The organism is Endozoicomonas gorgoniicola (assembly GCF_025562715.2).
Classification (GTDB): Bacteria; Pseudomonadota; Gammaproteobacteria; order Pseudomonadales; family Endozoicomonadaceae; genus Endozoicomonas_A; species Endozoicomonas_A gorgoniicola.
The window spans coordinates 104,791-130,386 of sequence record NZ_JAPFCC010000001.1 but is presented as its reverse complement, the minus strand read 5'-3'; the positions used below and the strand labels follow the sequence as shown (position 1 = coordinate 130,386).

17 protein-coding genes and 1 pseudogene are annotated in these 25,596 nt (G+C 47.6%); 14 read left to right on the top strand and 4 right to left on the bottom strand.

Annotated elements, in window-relative coordinates; all coding sequences use genetic code 11:
* Nucleotides 1–248: 248 nt before the first annotated feature.
* The 3 genes and pseudogenes from NX722_RS00555 to NX722_RS00545 form a co-directional block, all read left to right on the top strand.
* Nucleotides 249–564, top strand: a pseudogene (locus NX722_RS00555) (IS1 family transposase); the annotation flags it as partial.
* A 480-nt stretch (nt 565–1,044) separates the two neighbouring features.
* Nucleotides 1,045–2,103 carry a YeiH family protein gene (locus NX722_RS00550; RefSeq protein ID WP_262566243.1) on the top strand — a complete coding sequence of 353 codons (1,059 nt, stop codon included), beginning with the start codon at nt 1,045–1,047 and terminating at the stop codon, nt 2,101–2,103.
* A gap of 880 nt (nt 2,104–2,983) precedes the next feature.
* Nucleotides 2,984–3,937 (top strand): hypothetical protein, encoded by a 954-nt coding sequence (locus NX722_RS00545; RefSeq protein WP_262566242.1) that lies wholly within the window; start codon nt 2,984–2,986, stop codon nt 3,935–3,937.
* 224 nt (nt 3,938–4,161) lie between these two features.
* Here the strand turns inward: NX722_RS00545 and NX722_RS00540 are convergent, their stop codons facing one another.
* Nucleotides 4,162–5,484, bottom strand: coding sequence for a uracil-xanthine permease family protein (locus NX722_RS00540; RefSeq protein ID WP_262566241.1), 1,323 nt, complete (start codon nt 5,482–5,484; stop codon nt 4,162–4,164).
* A 609-nt stretch (nt 5,485–6,093) separates the two neighbouring features.
* Between NX722_RS00540 and ygeW the strand changes: the two genes are divergently transcribed.
* The 3 genes from ygeW (at nt 6,094) to NX722_RS00525 (ending at nt 9,900) form a co-directional block, all read left to right on the top strand.
* A complete protein-coding gene (gene ygeW / locus NX722_RS00535) occupies nt 6,094–7,284 on the top strand; it encodes a knotted carbamoyltransferase YgeW (protein WP_262566240.1) in 1,191 nt (396 codons plus the stop codon).
* A 156-nt stretch (nt 7,285–7,440) separates the two neighbouring features.
* Nucleotides 7,441–8,634 (top strand): diaminopropionate ammonia-lyase, encoded by a 1,194-nt coding sequence (dpaL, locus tag NX722_RS00530; protein ID WP_262566239.1) that lies wholly within the window; start codon nt 7,441–7,443, stop codon nt 8,632–8,634.
* Nucleotides 8,635–8,676: 42 nt separating this feature from the next.
* Complete coding sequence (locus NX722_RS00525; protein ID WP_262566238.1) at nt 8,677–9,900, top strand: YgeY family selenium metabolism-linked hydrolase; 1,224 nt, start codon at nt 8,677–8,679, stop codon at nt 9,898–9,900.
* A gap of 66 nt (nt 9,901–9,966) precedes the next feature.
* Here the strand turns inward: NX722_RS00525 and NX722_RS00520 are convergent, their stop codons facing one another.
* Complete coding sequence (locus NX722_RS00520; RefSeq protein WP_262566237.1) at nt 9,967–10,200, bottom strand: hypothetical protein; 234 nt, start codon at nt 10,198–10,200, stop codon at nt 9,967–9,969.
* A gap of 177 nt (nt 10,201–10,377) precedes the next feature.
* Here NX722_RS00520 and hydA point away from each other — a divergent pair, with 177 nt between their 5' ends.
* From hydA to NX722_RS00490, 6 genes are all read left to right on the top strand, one after another.
* Entirely contained in the window at nt 10,378–11,823 is a 1,446-nt protein-coding gene (hydA, locus tag NX722_RS00515) for a dihydropyrimidinase (RefSeq protein ID WP_262566236.1), read from the top strand.
* Nucleotides 11,824–11,825: 2 nt separating this feature from the next.
* A complete protein-coding gene (xdhA, locus tag NX722_RS00510; protein ID WP_262566235.1) occupies nt 11,826–14,126 on the top strand; it encodes a xanthine dehydrogenase subunit XdhA in 2,301 nt (766 codons plus the stop codon).
* The gene (gene xdhB / locus NX722_RS00505; protein ID WP_262566234.1) at nt 14,127–15,023 is read left to right on the top strand and encodes a xanthine dehydrogenase subunit XdhB; all 897 of its coding nucleotides are present in this window, start codon (nt 14,127–14,129) and stop codon (nt 15,021–15,023) included. It begins immediately after the preceding gene.
* On the top strand, nt 15,020–15,511 hold the full coding sequence (locus NX722_RS00500; RefSeq protein WP_262566233.1) for a (2Fe-2S)-binding protein: 492 nt from the start codon (nt 15,020–15,022) through the stop codon (nt 15,509–15,511). Before xdhB ends, NX722_RS00500 begins: the two co-directional genes overlap by 4 nt.
* 181 nt (nt 15,512–15,692) lie before the next feature.
* On the top strand, nt 15,693–16,685 hold the full coding sequence (locus NX722_RS00495; protein WP_262563592.1) for an IS30 family transposase: 993 nt from the start codon (nt 15,693–15,695) through the stop codon (nt 16,683–16,685).
* Between the two features lie 223 nt (nt 16,686–16,908).
* Entirely contained in the window at nt 16,909–18,699 is a 1,791-nt protein-coding gene (locus NX722_RS00490) for a sigma-54 interaction domain-containing protein (RefSeq protein ID WP_262566232.1), read from the top strand.
* Between the two features lie 210 nt (nt 18,700–18,909).
* On the opposite strand, the gene yqeB is transcribed toward NX722_RS00490, so the two are convergent.
* Both yqeB and yqeC read right to left on the bottom strand, forming a co-directional pair.
* Nucleotides 18,910–20,523, bottom strand: coding sequence for a selenium-dependent molybdenum cofactor biosynthesis protein YqeB (gene yqeB, locus NX722_RS00485; RefSeq protein WP_262566231.1), 1,614 nt, complete (start codon nt 20,521–20,523; stop codon nt 18,910–18,912).
* Entirely contained in the window at nt 20,513–21,385 is an 873-nt protein-coding gene (yqeC, locus tag NX722_RS00480) for a selenium cofactor biosynthesis protein YqeC (RefSeq protein ID WP_262566230.1), read from the bottom strand. The genes yqeB and yqeC overlap by 11 nt, the downstream gene beginning before the upstream one ends.
* A 51-nt stretch (nt 21,386–21,436) precedes the next feature.
* Between yqeC and NX722_RS00475 the strand changes: the two genes are divergently transcribed.
* Both NX722_RS00475 and ygfK read left to right on the top strand, forming a co-directional pair.
* Nucleotides 21,437–22,027, top strand: coding sequence for an NTP transferase domain-containing protein (locus tag NX722_RS00475; RefSeq protein WP_262566229.1), 591 nt, complete (start codon nt 21,437–21,439; stop codon nt 22,025–22,027).
* A 442-nt stretch (nt 22,028–22,469) separates the two neighbouring features.
* Nucleotides 22,470–25,580: a putative selenate reductase subunit YgfK gene (ygfK, locus tag NX722_RS00470; protein ID WP_262566228.1), complete on the top strand. Its 3,111-nt coding sequence runs from the start codon at nt 22,470–22,472 to the stop codon at nt 25,578–25,580.
* Nucleotides 25,581–25,596: the final 16 nt, after the last annotated feature.

Sequence of the window (25,596 nt, the reverse complement as noted above, 5' to 3'; positions counted from 1 at the left end):
AAAAGCAGTTTCCTGAAGTACCTGAACATCTGATCAGCCAACCTGTAAAAGAGCCGTTTTTTATTTCTGAAATACGGGGTCATGAATCAGATGCGTTGATCTCGTATATTTTTCGGAAGAGCTTTGCTGATACTCTATCCATTTTTTCCCTATGGCAATCATTAAAGTTGTATGTGTTCACTGTGATACCACAGATGGCGTTGTGAAAAATGGCAAAGCACCCACGAGCGCATAGTGAGCATGACTATGTAACGTCACTCCCTTTCGACAATGAAGAGCTGGTGCTAATCTGCCAGATGGATGAACAATGGTTCTATGTTGGCAATAAGAAAAATCAGCGCTGCCTGTTCTACGCATGGGAGCCTCGCTACCAGAGGGTAATCGCACATATCTTTGGACGCAGAACGAAGAAAACCTTGAAGAAGCTGATAAAGTTGGTCAAACCCTATAAGTTCAGGTTCTATTGCACCAACCCGTAGAACTATCTGCTTTTCTCGCTCAGAGGAACTGCACGATAAGGTGATCGGAGAGTTCATCTCACGGATGTGGTATCAACCTGTTTGAAACGTGACCGTTTTTGTCGGTTTTTCTGCGGCGGTTGATTTCGATGGGTGTCCACCACTGCCTGGTTTTCAAATTCCATAAAAACAATAGTGATATTTACTGATAAGATGCCATAATGCTGATTCACATCAATATCCCTGCATTATCATTACATTACCCTATAAGACAGTTAATATGTGAACTTAATTTAAATTTTTTGTTAATGACTTTCTGTAAATAATCATGAAGATTATAAATGTTGACGCATAACATTCTTCACATTCGTGATATGAATTTCTAAAAAGTTTTTTGTTGATTGTTTAAACAGATTGAATATAAAAACGACTGTCTAATTATATTATTGATTTATGATTTTGCGCCTTTGCGCCTTTGCGCCTTTGCGCCTTTGCGGTGTATTTTATCCAGGCAGTTTTAAAAGAACATTTTTTCCACAACAATTTTTTTAACAATAACTATTTCACAAAAACAAGAGTAGAGCGCATGGATAATCAAGTTGTTAATTCACTCGCCCGAAAAAATCCTACCCTGCCAAAACAACTTCCAGGACTATTGCTTGCCTGTGCTATTGCAGCAGGTGCAACCGTATTGGCAAAAATGCCCTTTAACAGTCACTTGCACATCAGTGGCTTACTTTACGCCATTATTCTTGGAATGGTCGTCACCAACGTTTTCTGGAAGCCGGAAAAACAGGCCGTTGTTGCTCCAGGCATAACCTACGCCAGCAAAGATATACTGCGTCTGGGTGTCATCATGCTTGGCTTTAAGCTCAGTTTAAGCGATATCATGATACTGGGGTGGCAAGGTCTGGTTTTTATAATTCTGCTGGCATGCTGTACTTTTGGTTTCTGTTTATTTATTTGTTCCAAAATGAAGCTGGCCAAAAGTACGACTCTGTGTATCGCTGCCGGAACCACGGTTTGCGGTGCCTCTGCTATTGCTGCTGTTGCTCCGATCATTAAAGCCAGCGGTAAAGACACTGCATTTGGTATTGGTGCCATTACCCTTTTTGGCACGGTGGCCATGTTTATTTTACCGGCAGCATTTCATCACTTTCAGATAGATGAAATGGTTTATGCGGTGTGGACTGGAGCCAGTCTCCCGGAAGTTGCAGAAGTTGTTGCAGCTGGTGCGGCTGTCGGTTCAAGTCAGGTAGAAACCTTTGCCATACTGACTAAGCTTTGCCGTGTCTTATTCCTGATTCCACTCTCCATCGGCTTATGCTGGTACGTGGCCCGCTCCGATGCCCAAACTTCCGGTGAAGCCACAACCGTGAAACTCAAAGACGTTGTGCCTATGTATGTGGTCTTGTTTCTGGCCGTCATCATCGTAAATTCTACCGGTATACTGACGCCTGCCATAACCGCGCAACTCAAAAATGCAGGTGCTGTTATTTTAGCCATAGCATTAGCAGCCCTGGGTTTAAAAACCCGATTCAGCGAAATGATGCAGGTTGGTCTTCGCCCTATTATTGCAGCTTTTATTTGTGCACTGTTTATTCAGGTTTTTGCCATAACCGGTGCGCTGGTTGTATTTGGCTGACATTCGTACTCTTTCGGTTATTGATGTTCAGGTTTCAGTGGTAATTCAGGTTTTCAGGCACTCGCTTTTATTGGTAGTGCCACTACCTGATTTTTGTATAGAATCTCATCCCCGGGTTCAGTGTGAATATCGGCCAATTTAAAGTGCGTGTATATTGGAGAAAGCGAGATTGTGCAAATAACTGTGTTTTTGCCAATGTTGCTGCTCCACTCTTCACTGACCTGAGACAGATAACCTGTACTGGAATCTTAAAAAGGCTGTATTTCAGAATTGTAAAAGCCAGTATGGTTTGAATTCATGATTGCTATTAACGTGATTTTATGAGTAATGTCAAAAATATTGTCTACTTTTTTTGGGGGGATCATTACAAGATCAGTTGTGAAATTGATTATCATTACACGGGAGAGCCACTGTGCAGTTTGACAAACAGGCAAACAAAAAACGCTTTGCTATAACGTGTTCATTAGTACTCAGTCTTTTATCTTTTAACCTTTCTGCTGTTATTTACAAAATTACCGACCTTTCGAACACAGATATATCCTTTTACTTCCAAAGTCAGGTCAAAATTAATAATCAGACAGTCTATCTCAACGAAGAGCTATTACTACGCTTAGGCTTTCAAGTCGAGCATACAACCATTGAACCAGATGGCACAGAAATACCGCTTATATACAGGATTTCAGGCGGACCAAGTTTATCTCAACAAACTGACAGATCAGCAGGCAGTCTGGAGCTAACCCAAAATCTTTTACCCGCCTTCCGGATAATCAGTTCCACTCTTCGACACCCTGAATTTCAGCGGGCCGTGAGCCCCGAACCTGAACAACACAATGAAAAGATGCATCTCTCTTATCATATAAATGAACAAAATTTTAACCCAATGTCTGATATGGATGAGGTCAGCAGAACTGCATATCAACTACAAGCCAGAGGAATGATCAGTGGCTGGCTCCCTCAGCTGCCTTATTTAGACAATAAGGGGAAGACCGTCATTCCAATAATCGTCTATCAGGCTGACTCGTCCCAGGAATGCTCTTCCGAAGCAACGTCCTCAGACTGTTCATCTGGCCAGCCCTTCCTGCACGAGGATAGTATTCTTATTGCATTCGGGAAGCCTGTTGGCAACCAACCAGCCCCTCTGACTCTATCAGAACAAAATGCCTTTATACCCCCCTCCCCCCAGTTTTACAATATTGACCAACAGGTTGAAAGTCAGCTGCACATCACTACAAACGCCAGAGTGTCAAACCGTTATACTCAGGCAATGAATGAGGGGCGTTTATCGTACCATGACCCATCCTTACCAAAGGCTCCCTTCTTAAGGGAGGATGCGGATGATGGCAGCTCAACCTGGCTTCCACCTCAACACTTTATTGTTCAGGTTGAGTTTGACTCGACAGACGGTGAAGCTATAACAGTACCGGATTCAGTAACATATAACGCCTTTAATATTGGGAATACTCTGGACAAGAGTTTTCCAGAGTACATCTGGATTTACAGATTTACGCGAGCGCAGAGAATATCGCCACAAAGGGTAGCAATCAGCTTCATGTTTGACTACTACTCCACCAGTGGCACCACGATTAATTTGGAAGACCTGCAGTTGAGAAGTATCACCAACCCCGATGATCAAATCGCCAGCTATCGTTTTATCCATTGGCAACCAATGCGGATTAACACGGTTACACCCACTCAGCTGGCAGAAGAAGAGCGCGCCCAAGAGCCTATCCAAGAGCCCAGCCGGGACTTATCGGCTAACCTTGACGAATCGCTGTCAGGTTTTCGATTAATGGTACGACGCTTTGGTCGTGCATGGGCCAATTTCAGACATTGAAACCATCATGAACAAGGGGCTCCCATGCTTAATATCGAACCGGGTAACAACGCAGAACGCCATATATTGGGTAGCCTCCCCTCCTTCAAGGGAGGCCACAATTAATCACTTAGTCATTCAGAAAAAATGTACCCGTCCCCAATAAGAAGACAGTGCAGTGTATTATGGAAGACATGGTCACTGCACTGCTTCAGAGCGAACCTGGTAGCTCTGGATTTGCGCTATTAGCTCTCAGAAACAGCATTCAGTGCTTCTTTTACAGTCTTGCTTTCTGGTAAAACCAGATTGGCAATGACGGTTACAATCGCGCCAAGAGCGACACCATTACCACACACCATTCTCACCAGGTCCGGCAGTTCATTAACGATTTCAGGCCGGTAGGTCACTGTCAGACCGGCAGCAATACCCAGGGCAAGTACCATGGTGTTACGGCGGGAGAAGTCAATTTTTTTCAGGATGCCAATGCCTCCGGCGAGAATCATACCGAACATTATCACGCCTGCTCCGCCAATCACCGGCTCAGGCACACTGACAATCAGGGCACCAAACTTTGGCAGGAGTCCGGCAGCAATCAAAATGCCTCCGGAGAACACCACAACATAACGGCTCGCCACACCAGTAATACCCACAACACCAATATTCTGACTGAACGAAGTGGTTGCCATGGAGTTGAACACACCAGCCAGCGCACTGTTTAAACCTTCACAGCGAATGCCGGCACTTAAGCGTTTACTGTCCAGCTCGGTGTCACAATAGTTAGACAGGGCAAGATAGTCACCGACTGACTCCACCATGGATACGGTGTACACAACACATATGGCAATAATGGCACCCGTATGAAACTCAATACCAAAATGAAGTGGGTTGGGAATAGCGACCACAGCGGCCTCGGTCACCGGGCTCAGATCCAGCAGACCGAGGGCAAACCAGAGAAGGTAACCAAAAATCAGGCCAATCAGGATGGAGGCTGAAGAGATAAACCCTTTGAACCACTGGTTAAAAAAGACAACCAGTAAAAACACCACCCCACCAACACCCAGATACATCAGGCTACCATAGTCTTCAGCGCCCTTTCCTCCTGCCAGCCAATCCACCGCTACAGGAAAGATCGTCATACCGATCAGACAGACAACTGTTCCGGTCACCACAGGCGGGAAAAACTTTCGTATACGATGAATATAGAAACTCAGGAAGACCTCAAATAATCCTCCGACAATCGTGGCTCCAACCACCGCCGCGAAACCGTATTGAAACCCGATAGTGATCGACACGCCTACAAAAGCAAAACTGGTACCCTGAATAACAGGAAGCTTTGCCCCCAGCTTAAGCGGAGCAAAACCCAGCCCCTGAATCATACTGCCAATACCGGACATCAGCATCGAAGCATTCACCAGGATCACCGTTTCCTGTATAGAAAACCCCAGAGCCGAGGCAACCACCAGTGGTGCGCCAATGATCCCCGGCAGTGCAGACAGAAGATGCTGAAAACCCAGAATAAAGCTTTTTACAAGAGGAGGGCGATCATCGAGCTTATAGTACAGTTCCATATTACCTCCGTATTACAAAAGCTTATTCATTACGCACTCACCATCATTGAACGCGTAAAAATATGTGCTTATGCAACCGTTTTTATAGTAGCTGCTAATTGATGCAGCACGAGTATTCAACTTATTAGACAGATACTGTTTTTATTAAGGCGATCTCAGTAAACACGATAATCAATGATGGCTTTTTATTATTTGATTCAGGTCATAAATAATCAAGGCTACACCATCAAAGCTTCAGCACGTTATACGTCCATTGTCATTTTTTCATTTTGATTCTGAAAATATTTTTATTATCAAACTGATCGAACAACTTCTTTTAATTAAAATACCATGGGTGATTATTCATCTCAGCAAAAAGCACATCTCAAAAATGAAATATTTAACTTGTTGTTTTATATATCTTTTTTTTAAAAACCAATCATGTAACAACACAACAAGAACACATTGGCACACATCTTGTTATATAGAAAATCAGAGTAACACAGAGTCTATCAGTCTCTCATTACCAGCAAATCAAACTGCAGATGGCTAAATCTCCAGGCTTCAGACTGCTGTTTTTACACCGCAAAAGAACGATTTATTGTTCTACAAACATCAAAGGATCATTCCATGGCAACTTATCAGGATCTTATTGAAGAAATTAAAAATCTTGACTCTGAACTGCACAACAAGGATTTCCTGCTGACGTGGGAACAATCTACCGATGAGCTGAAACAGGTATTAACGGTTGCAGAAGCCCTGCGCGAACTGCGGAATGAGAACATCTCCACCAAAGTATTCGACAGTGGTCTGGGTGTTTCACTGTTCCGTGACAACTCTACCCGTACCCGTTTCTCATTTGCTTCCGCCTGCAACATGCTGGGTCTCGCCGTACAGGACCTGGACGAAGGCAAGTCTCAGATTGCTCACGGCGAAACCGTTCGGGAAACCGCCAACATGATCTCTTTCTGTGCAGACGTCATCGGTATTCGTGACGATATGTACCTGGGCTATGGCAACCAGTATATGCGCGAAGTGGGTGAAGCCCTGGATTTTGGTAAAGAAGAAGATGTACTGGCTCAGCGTCCGGGTGTCGTTAACCTGCAGTGCGACGTTGACCATCCTACCCAGAGCATGTCTGACCTCGCCTGGCTGAAAGAACACTTTGGCTCTCTGGAAAACCTCAAGGGTAAGAAAATCGCCATGACCTGGGCTTATTCCCCAAGCTACGGCAAGCCTCTGTCTGTACCTCAGGGCATTATCGGCCTGATGACCCGTTTCGGCATGGACGTCACACTGGCTCACCCTGAAGGCTATGAACTGATTCCGGAAGTGGTTGAAACCGCCGCCAAACAGGCGGAAGAAAGTGGCGGCAGCTTCAAACAGGTCGCCTCCATGGAAGAAGCCTTTGAAGGCGCTGACATCGTTTATCCAAAATCCTGGGCGCCTTATCACGTAATGGGCAAGCGCACTGAGCTGCTGAAAGCCAATGACCAAGAAGGCCTGAAGGCTCTGGAAAAAGAGTGTCTTGAACAGAATGCCCAGCATAAAGACTGGCACTGCACCGAAGAGATGATGAAGCGCACCAAAGATGGTGAAGCCCTGTACATGCACTGTCTGCCTGCTGACATCACCGGCGTATCCTGCGAAGAAGGAGAAGTGACTGAAGGCGTCTTTAACAAGTACCTGGTTGACACTTACAAGGAAGCTGGCTGGAAGCCATTTATCATTGCTTCCATGATCCTCAACCGTAAATTTGGCAACCCTGACGTGGTGCTGGAAAAACTCATGGAAAAAGGCAAGCGTCGTGTAGATGGCTGATCTTTACATGAACGCCTCCAGACGTTGTTTCCAGTGTCTGGGGGAAACTTAGGAAACACTATCGTCTACCCGTCAGCATTCTTTCAGGAGTACAGAGGTCAGGATTAAAAAGTTCAAGATTAAAAAGTTCAGGATTAAAAAGCTCAGGAGTAAAAAGTGTCAACATTTTCATTGTCACTGCAACAAAAAGACAACCCGTTTTTTACAGGACGATCGTCTTCTTTGTTCAGCACAGAGATCGCCAGAACCGTTCTCGAATTTCATCAACAGATCGATGCTTACAAGCCCACCCCGCTGGTCTCCCTTGACCGTCTGGCAAACGAGCTGGGCATAGGCAAAATTCTCGTCAAGGACGAGTCCTACCGATTTGACCTGAATGCTTTCAAAGTGCTTGGCGGTTCCTATGCCATTGCCCAGTGTGTCTGCCAGAAGCTGGGTATCTCTCTGGACGAATTCAGTTTCGACAGCTTAAAAGACCAGGAACCCATCACCTTTGCAACCGCTACCGATGGCAACCATGGTCGTGGTATTGCCTGGGCTGCGCAGCAGCTGGGACAGAAAGCTGTCGTTTATATGCCAAAGGGCGCAGCAAAGGAGCGTGTCGATAATATCCTCAGGCTGGGAGCCGAATGCATTGTCACCGACCTGAACTATGACGACGCTGTACGTCTGGCCTGCAAAAATGCCGACGAAAATGGCTGGCTGATGGTTCAGGACACAGCCTGGGAAGGCTACACCGAAATCCCGACCTGGATTATGCAGGGTTATATGACCATGGCATCGGAAGCCTGCGACCAGCTGAAAGCTATGGGTATTCCCCAGCCAACTCATACTGTTCTTCAGGCAGGCGTTGGTGCGCTGGCCGGTGGCGCAATGGGCTATCTCGCCAATCGTTACGGTGCCGACACCTTTACCGGCATTGTGGCAGAACCCGATAAAGCTGACTGCATTTACCAGTCTGGCTGCACCCCTGACGGTGCTGCCGTCAATGTGACCGGAGACCTGGCCACGATTATGGCTGGACTTGCCTGTGGTGAACCCAACCCACTGGGCTGGGAAATTCTCAAAAACTGCAGCCGCCATTTCCTGTCCGTAGAAGACAAGGTTGCTGCACTGGGTATGCGTATCCTGGGTAACCCATTGCAGGGAGATGACGTGGTTATATCCGGAGAGTCCGGCGCCATTGGTATCGGCCTGCTTTATGCCATTGCAAAACATCCGGATGCCGGGCGCATCATGGAATCGTTAAAGCTCGATAAAAATTCTGTCGTATTGCTGTTCAACACGGAAGGCGACACCGATCAGGTGAATTACCGGAATGTGGTCTGGGAAGGCAAATACGCTGTTTAAACACCGCTGAATCTATCAATAGAACGATTAAGGAATACAACAATGACAACCGATCTGAAGCTCCCTTTTGCTGACGTTCTGAAAAAGGCTGAAGAGTACAAGCCTGAAATGACCCGCTTCCTGCGGGATATGATTGCCATTCCCAGCGAGTCCTGTGACGAAGAAAAAGTCGTACTGCGCATCAAGGAAGAGATGGAAAAAGTGGGTTTCGACAAAGTTGAAATTGACCCACAGGGCAACGTTCTCGGTACCATTGGCCATGGTAAGCATGTGATTGCCATGGATGCTCACATTGATACCGTTGGTGTGGGCAATATGGACAACTGGACCTTTGACCCTTACAAAGGCTATGAAGACGAAGAGACCATTGGTGGTCGTGGCGCATCCGATCAGGAAGGCGGCATGGCGTCCATGGTGTATGCGGGCAAAATCATAAAGGATCTGGGTCTGGAAGACGATTACACTCTGGTCGTCACCGGTACCGTTCAGGAAGAAGACTGTGACGGTCTGTGCTGGCAGTACATTATCAATGAGTCCGGCCTGAAGCCAGAGTTTGTGGTGAGTACCGAGCCTACCGACTGCAATATCTACCGTGGTCAGCGCGGCCGTATGGAAATCCGTGTGGAAGTCAGCGGCATAAGTTGCCACGGTTCAGCGCCTGAGCGTGGTGATAATGCCATTTTCAAGATGGGCCCAATCCTGAATGAAATCAAGGAGCTTTCAACCCGTCTGGGCGATGATGAGTTCCTGGGCAAAGGTACCCTGACGGTTTCTGAAATCTTCTTCTCCTCCCCAAGCCGTTGTGCAGTAGCTGATGGCTGTGCTATCTCCATTGACCGTCGTCTGACCTGGGGTGAAACCTGGGAAGGCGCGCTGGAAGAAATTCGCGCTCTGCCTGCGGTTAAGGAAGCCAAAGCTGAAGTCAGTATGTACAACTATGACCGTCCAGCCTATACCGGTCTGGTGTATGAAACCGAATGCTATTTCCCTGCCTGGGTGATCGACGAAGATCATCTGGTGACAAAAACGACTGAAGCCTGCTATGAGCTGTTGTTTGATGAGAAGCCACTGGTTGATAAATGGACTTTCTCAACCAACGGCGTGTCCATCATGGGTCGTTACAACATTCCGGTGATTGGTTTTGGTCCGGGTAAAGAGCCTGAAGCTCATGCGCCTAATGAGAAAACCTGGAAAGACCATCTGGTGAAATGTGCGGCGATGTACGCTGTGATTCCGGGCATGTACCTGCATAACCTGAAGAAGTAATCCGTTAAACCCAGAGTTCACCCGCTGCCGGGAGCAGTCGGGTAGAACGAGTTGTCAGGTGGCGTGTTACTTGCTGGCGAGATTGTTAACGATCTGGATCAGGAGTTCTTCGATTGTGTTGAAGCGTTTGTTGTTCTCCCTTTTTTGATCCTGAAGCTCCCTTTTTTGATCTTGAATCTCTTTTTTCAGATCAAATTGCTCCTTCAGAATCAGTGCAACAGTGCCTTCAATTCCAGTGAGAACCTGATCCCAGTGAACACGGTTTTCTTCCAGCGCCAAGACTCTAGCCTCAAGGCTCATAATGCGTACCTTTCTTATTCGTTGTAGGGAGTTTGAGCATAGCAGAGAATAAAGAAAAGACACTTAACAACTCGTAAACCACACAGCAACCGGAACTCCTCAGGAGTTCTGGTTGCCTTACCCGTAACCATCACTCACCAGTGGTTACCGGTAAGGTAACCAGACAGGGTAGAGATCATGTCCGTTCTTATAAAAAATGCCACACTGGTTAACGCCGATGCCAGTGAACAGGCCGATATCTTCATTCAAAACGGCATTATTGAACGGATTGCACCCGTTATCTCTCGTGCGGAAGCTGAACAGTCCGCTACCACGCCTCTGGAAGTCATCGATGCCAGTGGCAAATACCTCATTCCCGGTGGCGTTGATGTCCACACGCATTTCAATATTGATGTAGGCATTGCCCAAAGCTGTGACGATTTTTACAGCGGCACCGTATCCGCAGCCTGCGGAGGAACAACCACCATCATTGACCATATGGGCTTTGGCCCGAAAGGCTGTTCTCTGCATCATCAGCTTGCACGCTACCATGAGTTCGCCCGCGACAGTGCGGTGATTGATTACAGTTTTCACGGCACAATCCAGCACATTGACGACAGCATTCTGGATGAAATGGAATCCATGGTGCTGGATGAAGGCATCTCCAGCTTTAAACTTTACCTGACATACGGCTTTAAGTTAGACGACACAGAAGTACTGGCAGCCCTGTCCCGGTTAAACCAGTTAAACGCCCTCACCTGTGTGCATCCTGAAAACGACGGAGCCATTCGCTTCCTGAAAAACAGAATGCTCGAAAGCGGTTTAAAAGATCCTATCTATCATGCGCTCAGCCGGCCTCCGGAGTGCGAGGCAGAAGCCGTTGGTCGTATGATTAATCTGGCGGTTCTGGCTGGCGATGCCCCTGTCTATATCGTGCACCTGTCCAATGGTATTGGCCTGGAATATATCCGTCAGGCACACCAGCGCGGGCAGCCAGTCTTTGCAGAAACCTGCCCGCAATACCTGCAACTGGATATCAACCGTTACAATGAAACCTGCTCCGGCGACTTCCCTGTCGACCAGGGCTTAAAGTACATCATTAGCCCTCCTCTGCGCGACAGCGACCATCTTGAACAGTTATGGAATGGTTTACAGGACGGCACCATCAGCACCATTGCCACCGACCACTGCGCTTTTACCATGGATCAGAAACGGGCTGGCCGTGACGGTTTTCAATATTGCCCCAATGGTATGCCCGGTGTTGAAAACCGGATACCACTGATGTTCTCTGAAGGGGTAATGAAAGGCCGGCTGTCCATTAACCATTTCGTCGATCTGGTCAGTACCAGACCAGCTCAACTGTTTGGCCTTTATCCGCGCAAAGGGGTGATTGCCGAAGGTTCTGACGCTGATCTGGTCATTATTGACCCTGACTGTGAGGTCACCCTGAGCCAGAGCCGGATGCACAGCCGCTCCGACTATTGCCCCTACGAAGGTATGATCCTGCAGGGTTACCCGGTGATGACCCTGTCCAGGGGAAAAGTCATTGTACGCAATGGCGTGTTCAAAGGGCTGGCAGGCGACGGTGAATTTATTCCGAGAGAAACCCTGAATCGTTGTTTTCGCTACTGGAACAGGAACTGATTATGAGCATTGGGTACTCTGAACAGCGGCTGGATGCTACCGCCAAGGTAACAGGCAGAAGCCGTTTTACCAGCGACCTTATTATGCCCGGAACCCGGGTTGCCAGATATCTGCGCAGTAAAATTGCCCACGGCAGGATCACAAATATTGACACCTCTGGCGCTAAAGCGCTGCCGGGCGTTGAGGCAGTGTTTACGTTTGAGGATATTCCTAAAACACCGTTTGCAACGGCAGGTCATGCTTACTCCCTTGACCCAAAAGGCAGGGATGTCGAAGACCGGTTACTGCTGACCGATTATGTCCGCTATCACGGAGATGAAATCGCCATTGTGGTGGCGACAGACCATCTGATTGCCGAGCAGGCGCTGGGGCTGATTAAGGTAAAATACGACGAGTACCCACCTTTGCTGAATCATCAACAGGCCATGGCTGAACAGGCACCGATTCTTCATCAGCAAACATCCAATAAGGTCGCTGAGCATCAATATCAGTTCGGCAATCCTGATGAAGCCATGCATCACGCAGACACAACCGTGAGCGGGTGCTTTCAAACCCAGATGGTGCAGCACTGTCATCTGGAAAACCAGATTGCCATGGCTTACATGGACGACACTGACCACATTGTCATCACTTCTTCTACCCAGATTCCCCATATATGCCGTCGTATAATCGCTCAGGCACTGTCTTGGGAAATAAGCCGGATACGGGTCGTAAAACCAACCGTCGGCGGTGGTTTTGGTAACAAGCAGGATGTGGTGCTTGAGCCTATGGTCGCTTTTCTGACCTGGAAACTGGGTGGTATTCCTGTGATGATCGATCTGGACCGGGAAGAGTCGATGCTCAGTACCCGAATCCGCCATCCGTTCAACGTCGATATAAAGTGCGGCGTTAACCGTGATGGAACCTTGAAAGCCCTGACACTGGATGTAGTCTCCAATACCGGTGCTTACGCCTCCCACGGTCATTCCATTGCCAAAGCGGCGGGTTCCAAACTGCCACCCCTTTACCCGAAGGCAGCGGTTCGCTATAAGGCGATGACCCACTACTCAAACCTTCCTGCCGCAGGTGCCATGCGGGGTTATGGCTCGCCGCAGATTGTGTTTGCCGTAGAATCTATTATGGAAGAGGCAGCCCGCAACATCGGTATGGACAGCGTAGAGTTTCGTCTGCGCAATGTCGCCCAACAAGGAGACATGAACCCATTAACCGACAAACACATTACCAGCTGTGGCATCAGGGAGTGCCTGATAAAAGGCAGGGAACGTATTGGTTGGGATAAAAAGAAAGAAGACTACAGGCATTCAAATAATCCTTCTTATAACAAGCGACGCGGGCTTGGTGTCGCCTGTTTCTCTTATGGTAACGGCACTTACCCTGCCGGTGTCGAGATTGCCGGAGCCCGAATGGTGTTAAACCAGGATGGACGCATTACTGTGCAGGTCGGTGCTACAGAGATTGGACAGGGTTCTGATACCGCAATTGCCCAGATGGCTGCGGAACATCTGGGGGTTCCATTTTCTGCTGTCCATGTAGTGTCTGCCCAGGATACCGATGTAACACCTTTTGATCCGGGTTCATTCGCTTCCCGGCAAACCTACGTCATTTCCAAACCCGTTTCAGAAGCAGCCAGAGAGCTGCGTGAGAAAATCCTTGGTTATGCCGCAGAAATGTTAAACTGCCCGGTCTCTGAACTGACGCTCAGAGACGGTATAGTGGTTGCAGAAACCCCCGAAAGCCAGACTCTGACCCTGAAAGAACTGGCAATGGATGCCTATTACCACAAGCAAAGGGGACATCAGTTAACGGCGGATGTTTCATGCAAGACAACCACCAACGCCAGCTCTTTTGGATGCACCTTTGTAGACGTCGAAGTCGATATTGAACTGTGCCAGACCTCAATACTCAACATCATCAATGTACACGACGCAGGCAGAATCATTAACCCAATCCTTGCCGAAGGCCAGGTTCATGGCGGCATAGCCATGGGGCTGTCCGGTGCCATGGGCGAAGAACTGCTGGTCAACCCTGATACCGGAATCATCTATAACAACAACCTGCTGGATTACAAAATAGCCACCATGCCGGACATGCCGGATATTGGCAGTGATTTTGTTGAAACCACTGAGCCGACTTCAGCCTATGGTGCCAAGTCAATAGGGGAACCACCGCTGCTGTCAGTGGCTCCGGCGATTCGCAATGCCATTCTGGACGCAACCGACGTGGCCATCAACCGCTTACCCATGTCGCCTAAAGCGCTGTTTAACGCCTTCAGTGAAGCGCATCTGATTCAGGAGGCAAACTGAATGTTTCCGGTAGAACAGTATTATAAAGCAGACAGCATCCATTCAGCCTGCGCTTATCTCGCCGAACACCCTGATGCCCGGCTGATTGCAGGCGGTACTGATGTATTAATCCGGCTGCGCGAAGGTAAGCCGGAGTTTCGTCACCTGGTGGATATCCAGTCCATTGCAGACCTTCAATTGCTGACCATAGACAACCATGGGCGAATAACCATTGGCGCGGGTGTAACCGTTACCCGACTGATCCGTTTTCTGGAACGTCATAAAGTGTGTAAGTCTTTAGTTGAAGGCGCATCTTCTCTCGGTGGACCACAGGTTCGCAATATGGCAACCGTCGGCGGTAATATCTGCAATGGTGCGCCCAGTGCCGACAGCGCTGCCCCCCTGCTCACCTTCAATGCGACACTGACCGTACAAAGCCAGCAGACAACAAGAGTTGTACCGATAGAATCCTTTTATCAGGGGCCCGGCAGGGTCGACCTTAAACCGGGCGAACTGGTTACCGCCATTACCATTGATGCAGGGCAATACCGGAACACCGGCAGTCATTTCTATAAATACGCCATGCGCAAAGCCATGGACATTGCCACTATCGGTTGTTCGGCTACCTGTGAACTGGAAACGAGCTGTGAACTGGAAACGAGCCAGCGTATAAAAGCGTTAAGAATTGCCTACACCGTAGCAGCACCAGTACCTAAACGGTGTCGCACCGCTGAAAAACTGGCAGAACACCGTATCGCTGACCAGACGCTGGTTGAGGATATTGTCGGTGTTGTACTGGAAGATCTGAGTCCCAGAAATTCCTGGCGTGCCGCCAAAGATTTTCGTGAACATATTATCAGAACTCTGGCTCGCCGGGTTGTCACTGAAGCGATTGTCAGAGCCGGAGGCCAGCTATGAAACAGATTATCCAGTGTCAGCTTAATGGCAAACCTACAGAGCTACTGATTGATACACGACAGTCACTGCTTGAGGCCCTGAGGGAAAACGGACTGACCGGCACAAAAGAAGGTTGCAGTGTCGGTGAGTGTGGAGCCTGTACGGTACTGATCGATGATATCCCGATTAACGCCTGTATCTCACTGGCTGTCAGGGCAGAAGGTACGTCAATCAGGACCATTGAGGGAGAAGCAGTAGCCGGGGAGTTGTCGCCGGTTCAGCAGGCTTATGTGGATGCCGGTGCGGTGCAGTGCGGTTTCTGTACGCCAGGTCTGGTCATGAAAACTACCGCATTGATTGAAGACCTTAAGAATGAGGATTCAACCAGTCCATGCAACCTGAGCCGTGATGATATTCGTCGAGAGCATGCCGGAAATCTTTGCCGCTGTACGGGTTATCAACACATTGTGGATGCTGCGATTAATGCAGTAAACGCTGCTCAGAAGTAGCAACATCAAGTAACCCAACAACCTTGATGTATTTTTGAATCAGCATTCGATTTATTTGAACCTGAATTCGTATCATAAGTGCATAACCTCTGTAACCAGAGGATTGTTTCAGAACCTTTGAAGTGAATCAGAACTCAGGGGTATTCTGTAAAGCAACCAAACCATACAGAGGAAGCCAAGGATGGCCTATACACACCTGAGCTCTGAAGAGAGATATTATATCGAAACTGAACTCAAAAATGGGACTTCACAAAACAAAATTGCTAAAAAGCTTGGCCGTTCACAGCCTACCGTGTCGCGAGAAGTAAACCGCAATAAAGGGCAAAGAGGGTACAGGCACCAACAGGCTAATCGCACAGCTCGGCAGCGGCACAAAGATAAGCCAAAAGCTATTAAGCTGACAGACGACATTAAACAACGTATTTCAAACGATATCCGTTCAGATTGGAGTCCTGAACAAGTGGCTGGAAGGCTTGAAAAGGACGGTGTAATCAAGCTGCATCATGAGACGATTTATCAATTTGTAGCGGATGATAAACGGCGCGGAGGCTCGCTCTATAAGCACTTGAGGCACCAGAAAAAAACTTATCGAAAGCGATACGGTTCAGCTCATAACCGAACCGGTATACCAAATCGGGTTGGCATTGAAGAACGCCCCGAAGTGGTCAACAACAGAGAGCGAGTTGGTGACTGGGAAGCTGATACTGTAATAGGTAAAAATCATAAAGGAGCCATCGCTACATTAGATGAACGAAAAACCAAGCTTCGCCTTGCTGTCCCTCTACCAGGCAAGAAGGCAAAAGCGGTTAAACAGGGAATAATTGACGTACTCAAGCCTCTGAAAAGGTTTGTAAAGACAATAACATACGACAATGGAAAGGAGTTTGTTCAGCATGAATCAATTGCCAAAGCTTTAAAATGTGACAGCTACTTTGCTGCCCCCTACCATTCTTGGGAAAGAGGCCAGAATGAGAATGCTAATGGTTTGCTAAGGCAGTATTTCCCCAAGTCGATGGAGCTTAATGGCGTGACAGAAAAAGATGTCATCATTGCAGTGGATAAGCTGAACAACAGGCCAAGAAAGTGCCTGGGCTACAAGACTCCTTATGAGGCATTTAAAGAGTCAACTGGAATAGATGCAAGAAAAGTCATGGGTTATGCACTTATGACTTGAATTCAGGGAATTACAAATAGATCGAATGCTTTTTTTACAATAAGTCCATCCATTTGTACAAAAAACACTACACGTCACCTATTCAATTGCTCCAGCTCAATACAAAACACCAGCCTGCTATGAGAAAAATAGAAGATAACTATTACTAAAATAGCTGTTGATAAGATGCTTTCCAGATGCACTTTATTAACAGCCTGCTTTGAGGCATTGGAAGGATAATTTGTTGAAAGCAACATCTAAATTAATGTCTATTCAGTCAACAATAGCAAGGTTCGTACAAATTCTGTCACGAATGATAAACCTTGATGTTGAGGTTGTTGATAATGAACTGGTACGTATAGCGGGAACCGGTCTTTATGCCAACAATCTTGGCCGGCCATTAACCACTGGAACCAATGCTTTCAAATGGATCATTGCGAACCGGAAAGAAAAAATTATTAAGAAGTCAGGTAAAGACCCTGAATGTTTATACTGTACCCGTCGGGTAAGTTGTCAGGAAAAAGCGTTTCTGGGCATTCCGGTTCTGTTTAAAAATGAATGCCTGGGAGTTATCAGTCTGGTTTGTTTCAGTGAAGAGCAGCGTCAGCAACTACTGACTAACACTTCGCTTTATATTGGGTATATTGAAGATATATCCAAAGTGTTCATTGCCACTAAACTGGAGGACATGTATTACAACAACCTGAAGAATACTGAAAATGTCATCCGGTCATTATCCAGCAAAATTACCGAAGGCGTTCTGGAATTTGACGACAAAGGCAACTGCATACATATCAATGATGCCGCTAAAAAACAGTTAAAACTGAATAAGAGTGATAAGTTAAGTCTGATCAGTGTCCGTCCATTTGGTAAACGACGAATGGCTAACCGGGAATCTGAAGAATTTATTATCAAGAACGGAACTGAGGAAATCATATCACCGGGAGTCCTTATACAGAATGGTAACGGCAAGCTGCTGATACTGACTCAAAATCACCAGGATTCTCGCCAGCCGTCAGTACCCGGAAAATCTCACAGTCGTATGGTGGGAGACTCCCTGCCCATGCAGAAGCTGCAGGACAAAATTATAAAAATTGCCAGCAGCCCTTCCAGTGTTCTGATCAACGGTGAAAGCGGGTCGGGTAAAGAAGTGGTGGCCCGGTTAATTCATGAAACCGGAGCCCGCCGTAAAAAACCGTTTATTGCTATCAATTGTGCAGCCATTCCCGAACATCTGCTGGAAAGTGAGCTTTTCGGCTATGCAAGGGGCGCATTTACGGGAGCCGCTACCCAGGGTAAGGAAGGTCTGATAAAAAGCGCTGACGGCGGCACCCTGTTTCTGGACGAAATTGGCGATATGCCACTCAACCTTCAGGCAAAATTACTCAGGGTTCTGGATCGCCGGGAAATTTCACCGGTGGGCTCCTCTACAGTCAGTACTGTTAATATCCGAGTTATCTCGGCAACGCATCAGAACCTTTCGACGCTGACCGAAAAAAAACAGTTCAGAGAAGATTTATATTACCGCCTTAACGTTATCCCACTGGTTGCCCCCTCTCTGCGGGAAAGAAAAGACGACATTCCTCTGTTAGCCCGCTTTTTCCTGAAAAAACAGGCAAAAGAGATGGGACTACCTGTACCGGTTATCAGTGAAGACACGATGTCCTGCCTGACTAACTGGGACTGGCCCGGCAATGTCAGGGAACTGGCGAATACCATGGAGTATCTGATCAATATGGTCGAGCATGGAGGCGTTATTCTTCCTGATCTTCTGCCTGACCATCTCTGCCAGCTAAACGACGGCTGTTATTCAAATAAGCCAGACAGTTCAGCCGTTTCGACCTTCTCTGTCGAAAAAAGCTCATCATCAATGAGTCTGGAAGAAATGGAGAAGCAACGTATTCAGGCAGCGCTCAAAAAATATGACCTGAAAAAAGGTAAACAAAAAATTGCGGATGAACTGGGTATTGGCATTGCAACCCTCTACCGGAAAATAAAAAAATATCAGCTGGAGGGTGACGCATCGACAAAATAAGCACCGTCAGGCCGTCAGGAGCAGTTGATGTGTCAACGCTGATCGCCTTATTCAGGCCTGCTCCATACACAGACTCATAGACTCGCCGCAAAAAAAACTATGAGGGAGGTCATTAAGTCAATGACCGTAGGGGGCATTGACCTGCACTTAGAATTTGCACTTTCGCAAACCGTTAGTGCAGGCTCTGAAGGTTACACTTTTACCTATTTTTCATGCACTATTTCGAGAAATGGTTAAAACCGCTTCCAGAACACCACCGGCAATAGTCCTCGCCTTATCCGTGGTAGTGGAGTGGTCGACCGATGTCCCCCTTGGATCAACATCACCAATCTTGAAGTGTTCACTCACTTTCAGTCCCGGATTTATCATTCCACGCACTTTGCCGCTGATTGGGGTAATCACGGGTTCTGCGTATTCTCCCACCGTGGCAACGGTCTGACCTTCACAAACCAGATCACCAATTTTCACCAGTGGTGTTACAACACCTGCACAGGGCGAACGTAATACACGTTCAGCACCATAGCCACCAATTACGCCAGGCGTTCCTGTATTGGCCTTTGCCTCACCGGAATAAATAATACGCCCCAGATCATGACCGCGACAGGTTTCAATGACGGCATCCACATCCTTACCGGCTGTAAAACCGGGCCCCAGTGCTAATGTCACCGGAGCCATCTTCTGGTGTGTGCCAAGGTTTCGCTTTGCCAGAATGGCATCAACGACGATGGCAGGCTTAAGTTGTCGTAACGATGCCGCATCAGGATCAGCCATGACCGCAATGTTCCGCTGTTCGATAATCTTCAATGCATCGGCAACTGAACGGGCTTTGCACCCGGTCACACCTTCAACGGTTATCAGTCTGTCGTCGTTTACCAGAGCCTGTGCAAAGGCAATATTCGTGCGGATAACGGTTGGTTCTGGCAAGTCCAGCATAATCACGTCATAACCACTGTTGTGCAGTTTAAGTGCAACTCCACTCGCCAGGTCTCCAGCTCCACGAATCACTACACGCCTTTTCAGACCTTCCTCCACCATGTCACCCATTGGAGCAGGCTTTTTATGGCGACTGATTGCCAGTATTTCAGACATAATGCTGACCGCTATTTCCTCAGGCGTTTCTGCACCAAGATCCAGACCCACCGGCGTACGAACCTCGTTAAAACGTTCAGGAGAAATTCCGGTTTCCAATGCTTTAGCTTTCAACGTCGTTACTTTTTTGCGGCTTGCCAGCTGTCCGATATGTCTGGCCTCTGTCTTCAACACGGTCATCAACGCCTCAATATCTTCATGATTGGTCGCTATAACGACTTGTGTGTCAGGAGTGATGGTGGTTTTTGCAATCGCTTCAGAAATCGTGTCGCCGTCAACCAGCCGGGTAAATTCGGGAAAACGTTCAGCCGTTAAATTAGGTTTCCAGGAATCAGCGACGGTAATGGCAAACCCCAGTCTGCCAGCGAGATGAGCCACTTCCTGGTTAACATGACCTGCACCAATCAGTAACAACTGCGGCTTAACATTGTGAACATCAATAAAAACCTTCATTGCTCCACCACAGTCCATGCCCATGGCATTTTTACCGCTGCGGGACATGCTGGCATCCACCATTCGTGACTGTCCGGTTTTGATGGCAGCAATGGCTTCTTCAATCACATGGCGTTCCACCATGCCGCCACCCACTGTACCAAAGGTTTGACCACTGTCTTCTACAAGAAGTTGTGCTTTATGCCGTGGAGCCGATCCACTGGTTTCAATGATGGATGCTATAGCAAAAGGTGTATGGCTGTCTGATAATTCTGCTGCTCGTGAAAAAACATTATTGGTCATAATCTGATCCGTAAAGAGAGGGATTTTTAATTCGTTCCAGCCATGGATAGAGCTGAGAGAAACTACTCAAAAGCGTCGTATGAATGGAAGGTGAGTGAGCAAGAACTTCTAATGCAAAAGCTCGGCCTGATTGCCGCTGTTTCTGAGAATCCAGCTGATTCAACAACCAGATTTTTTTACAGGGCTTTTTTTCAGAACATTTTTTTTCAGAAAAATTATTTCCAGACGGTTCCTTTTCATAAATACAGTGAGAATCTGGTTGTAAATGAGGCTGTTTAAATAAACCGGCTGATGAGTTAATAAGTACTGACATCGCTTCGGGCGTAATGCTGTCGCCGGTTTTCAGGCCGGTAACGGCTGAAAACCACTCCCTTCGATGCACCGTATCAGCTGTTATCGGTGACTCAATGCCTTTCCAGCCCGTCACTCCAACCAACACCTGATAGCCGTCGGGTAACACAGGTTCTTTTTCGGAAGGCGCTTTCAGGGGAAGCCGGTGGGAGCCGTCAGCCTCAATAAGAATATTGTCGTATAGATTGCGCTTAATCAGCTCTGCCGGAAGATTTGCCGGAATACCAGACAGTTTCTGAGGATTTTTACACATCATTCCGGCAACAGTAATCGACGCAGGCTCAGGCTGGCTGTTATAAAGCTCTTCAGCATCTGTGCAGCAGATCACCCGGTCAATACTGTTTGCAAAACCATCAACATCCGGATGATAAATATGCGTGGTGGTTGATAGCAGAACAGTCCGGCCTGACTGTTGCAGTAATCTGGCAAGATGTTGTAAAAAACAGGTTTTCCCGCCAGCACCGGTTGCGGCAATTATTCGGTCTTTGTCTGGATCTATGCCTGGGATCATTACACGCCCTTACTACACCAAAAAACTGAGCCAGGAAGGTATAAAAAATTAATGAATACAAAACTGCACCAATGTCAATGCCTTATAGCGGCTGCAGGCTTGTCATCCCGTATGGGGCAATGGAAAGCCATGCTTCCTTTTGGAGAATCGGATCAAACCATTCTGGATTGCAGTATTGCCAATGCGCTAAATTGTGTCTCCCGGGTTATTCTTGTTACAGGCTACCGGGGCGATGAACTGTTTGAACGGTATAAAAGTAATAAGCGGATTCAAATTGTTCATAACCCAGACTATAAAAAGGGTTTATTCAGCTCACTGCAGTCAGGTATACAGCAGGCGGCCTCTGATTATCTATTTATTACACATGGCGATATGCCATTAATTCCAGAGGAGGTTTTTATCAACCTTTTTGCTAACAGGGGTGACGATATTGTTTTTCCGGTTTACCAGGAAAAATCCGGACATCCTGTGCTTTTAAATCGCCGTTATTATCAACACATCCTGAATGCGCCTTCTGAAAGCCGAATGAAATCCTTATTAACAGCACTACCCCATCGTTTTATTTCTGTAAACACTCACAGTATTCATCTTGATATTGATACGCCTCAGCAGTATCAATATCTTTGCAATAAACCTCTTTAATTTTAGTGACATACATCAATAGTTAAGTATCGTTATCAGTTTTTGTCACCGGCTGATTATCAGATTGATAGCGATCATTTAATGGTTATCAGACAGTTATCATAATGGTGAACATTCTCGATTAACAGCGTTTAAATGAAAACTATTACCATTTGCCAACAATAAACCATTAAATCAGACTCAAACAATCACGCGTATTTCCGAATCCAACTAAATTAATTAAGCGTTCTTTTTTTGCCTCAGATCAATAACTTTCTTATAACGCCACCCTGTTGATTTTTTTCGTTTCTCTCTGTGAATAATTGGTCTGATTCATGCATAACTGAGATCAGTGACTCCGTTTGCACCGGTAAAGTGTTATGAAAAAAACAGACCGGCAACCATAAGGTCACCTGAAGAAAACACTAAACGGGCAATATTCAAGCCGTATAAGGAGAAGTCAATGGGCGATATTATGCGTCCCGTTCCGTTTCAGGAAATGCTGAATCGAATTCACGGGGAATATCAGAAAAACCAGTCCTTGTTTGGCATTAAAGTCGATCAGCTGTTCAGAAAGAAAAACAACCACAGGGTCAATGTCTGTTCTGAAACCGCCACTACCGCAGTAGGCCCGGCAGCTGGACCTCACACACAGCTTGCCCAGAACATTATTACCTCCTGGGTGGCAGGCGGTCGCTTTATTGAGCTGAAGACCGTTCAGATCATGGACACGCTGGAAATTGAAAAGCCCTGCATTGATCCGGACGACGAGTGCTACAACACGGAATGGTCCACTGAATATACCCTGCCCAAAGCTTACGACGAATATCTTAAATCCTGGATTATCCTGCACGTTCTGGAGTCACTGTTTGACCCGGCCCTGGGCGAGAAACAGGAAAAAAGTTTTATCTTTAACATGAGCGTGGGTTATGACCTGAAGGGCATCAAAACCCCTCGCATGCAGACCTTCATTGACGACATGATGGACTGCAGCAGCCACGAACACTTTGCCGCTTATAAAGAATCCATCAAACAGTGGCTGCGCCAGCCTGAAGTAATGGCAACGTTCCAGCATAAGGGACGCCTTGAGTCTCTGGAACAACAAATTGACCAGATTTCGCCAAAGATCGTCCAGTCCGTCACCCTGTCCACCATGCACGGCTGCCCTCCCCACGAAATTGAAGCAATCTGTCAGTACATGCTGGCAGTGAAGGGTATCGACACCTTTGTAAAACTTAACCCAACCCTGCTTGGTTACGAACGGGTTCGTAACATCCTTGATCAGCGTGGCTTTGATTACATCAGCCTGAGCGAAGAATCTTTCAGTCACGACCTGCAAATGACTGACGCGCTGCCTATGCTGCGCCGCCTGCGCGAGGTAGCCTCTGAAAAAGGTCACCACTTTGGTGTCAAACTCTCCAACACACTGGGCTGCATAAACGACAAAGGGCGTTTGCCTGGTGATGAAATGTATATGTCTGGTCGTGCGCTGTATCCACTGACCATCAACCTTGCTGCCATCATAGCCGACGAGTTTAACGGCCAGCTGCCCATGTCCTACTCCGGCGGTGCCTGGAAAGGTAACATCGCCAATATCTTTAACACCGGCATTCGTCCGATCACCATGGCTACCGAACTGTTGAAGCCCGGTGGTTATATGCGTCTGCGTGACTGTGCCAATGCCCTGGAAGAGTCAGACACCTGGAACAAACAGGAAGTTGATGTACACGCATTGAAGCAGTTAGCTGAGAACGCACTGACAGAGGACGAGTACACAGAAAAAAGCTGGCATGAGTCCCCCAGCAAGCAGGAAGACGTTTCACCACGATTTGACTGCACCATTGCCCCCTGTAAGGAAACCTGCCCTATTGGACAGGATGTTCCAGAGTATATTCAGAATGTCGCCAGAGGCGACTACCAGGGCGCACTCAAACTGATATACGACAAAAACCCACTGCCTGGCATCACCAGCCATATCTGTGACCATCAGTGCATGTCCAGCTGTACCCGTAAGGACTACGAAGGCTCGATAAAGATTCGTGATATGAAGCGAATCGCCGTAGAGCAGGGCTGGAAACAGTATGAATCCGAATGGAAAAAGCCGAAGCAGATATCACAGGCTCGCTGTGCTGTTATTGGTGCCGGCCCGAGTGGACTGTCTGCCGCTTATTTCCTGGCACGGGCAGGGTTCCCGGTGGTCGTATTTGAGAAAGAAAAAGACGCTGGCGGTATTATCCGTAACATTCTGCCAAACTTCCGCATTCCGGCTGAAGTGATTCAGCAGGATATTGATTTTGTCAGGGCTCACGGCGTTCAGTTTGAATTTGGCTGTGACCCGGATATTAACGCGCCCATGCTGAAAAACGTGGGTGGTTTTCACTACGTCTTTATGGGAGTTGGTGCTGAAAAAGGCAATCACATGCCACTGGAAGGTGACCGCTCCCGACTGCTGCCATCTCTGTCTTTCCTGAGAACCTTTAATAGCAAGCCAGAAACGATTTCTCTTGGTAAGAATGTCGCTGTTGTCGGTGGTGGTAATACCGCTATGGACAGTGCCAGAGCTGCCCTGAAGATACCCGGTGTTGAAAAAGTGTTTTCCTTTTATCGCCGGACTGAACAGGAAATGCCCGCAGACCGCGAAGAGTACCACAACGCAGTGGCTGACGGGGCTGAGTTCCACTTCCTCACCAATCCTGAATCCATGACGGATGACGGTAAGCTGACCTGTCGTGTGATGGAGCTGGGTGCTGAAGACGCCAGTGGTCGCCGTCGTCCGGTTGCGACGGATAAGACCATAACAATGCCAGTCGACACCGTGATCACAGCCATTGGCGAATGCGCCGACGTCGAGCTGCTGAACAGCATGGGCTTACCCGTTGGTCGTGATGGCTGGACCATTGTTGATAAAGCCACCTGTGAAACCGCCGTTTCCGGCATTTTCCTGATTGGTGATGCCCATACCGGACCATCGACCGTTGTGCGCTGTATGAACGAAGCCAGAAAAGCAACGGATACGATCATCAAGCGCGAGTCAGCCCGGACTCATACGAATACCAGCGTATTGTCGTCTGACTCCCGGACCATTCTTCAGCGCAGAGGGTTCATCCCCCTGACCAACGTTACACGGGAAGATACAGAAGCCTTTGCTGCCCGGGAAGGGGAGCGTTGCCTGGAGTGCAACCACATCTGTAATAAGTGTGTGAGTGTATGTCCTAACCGTGCCAATGTGGCACTGGACATTCCCGGCTTCCGGGAGCGTTATCAGGTTCTGCACCTCGATGCATACTGCAACGAATGCGGTAACTGCGCCCGGTTCTGTAACTGGGACAGCAAGCCATATAAGGAAAAGCTGACCATCTTCAGCCTGTTGGAGGATTTCGAAAACAGCACTAATACCGGCTTCTTTGTGGATAACGAAGATGTCTGGGTACGCCATGAAGGGGAAGTACGCAAGCTGCATATTAATGTGCTGGGCGAAAACGGTGAGCTTCCGGATGAAATGGTCACCCTTGGCCGTGTTATCCGCCATGTGTACCTCAGGTACCCATACCTCCTGGGTCCCGTAGGCCATTAAGTGAAATTGCATAAGA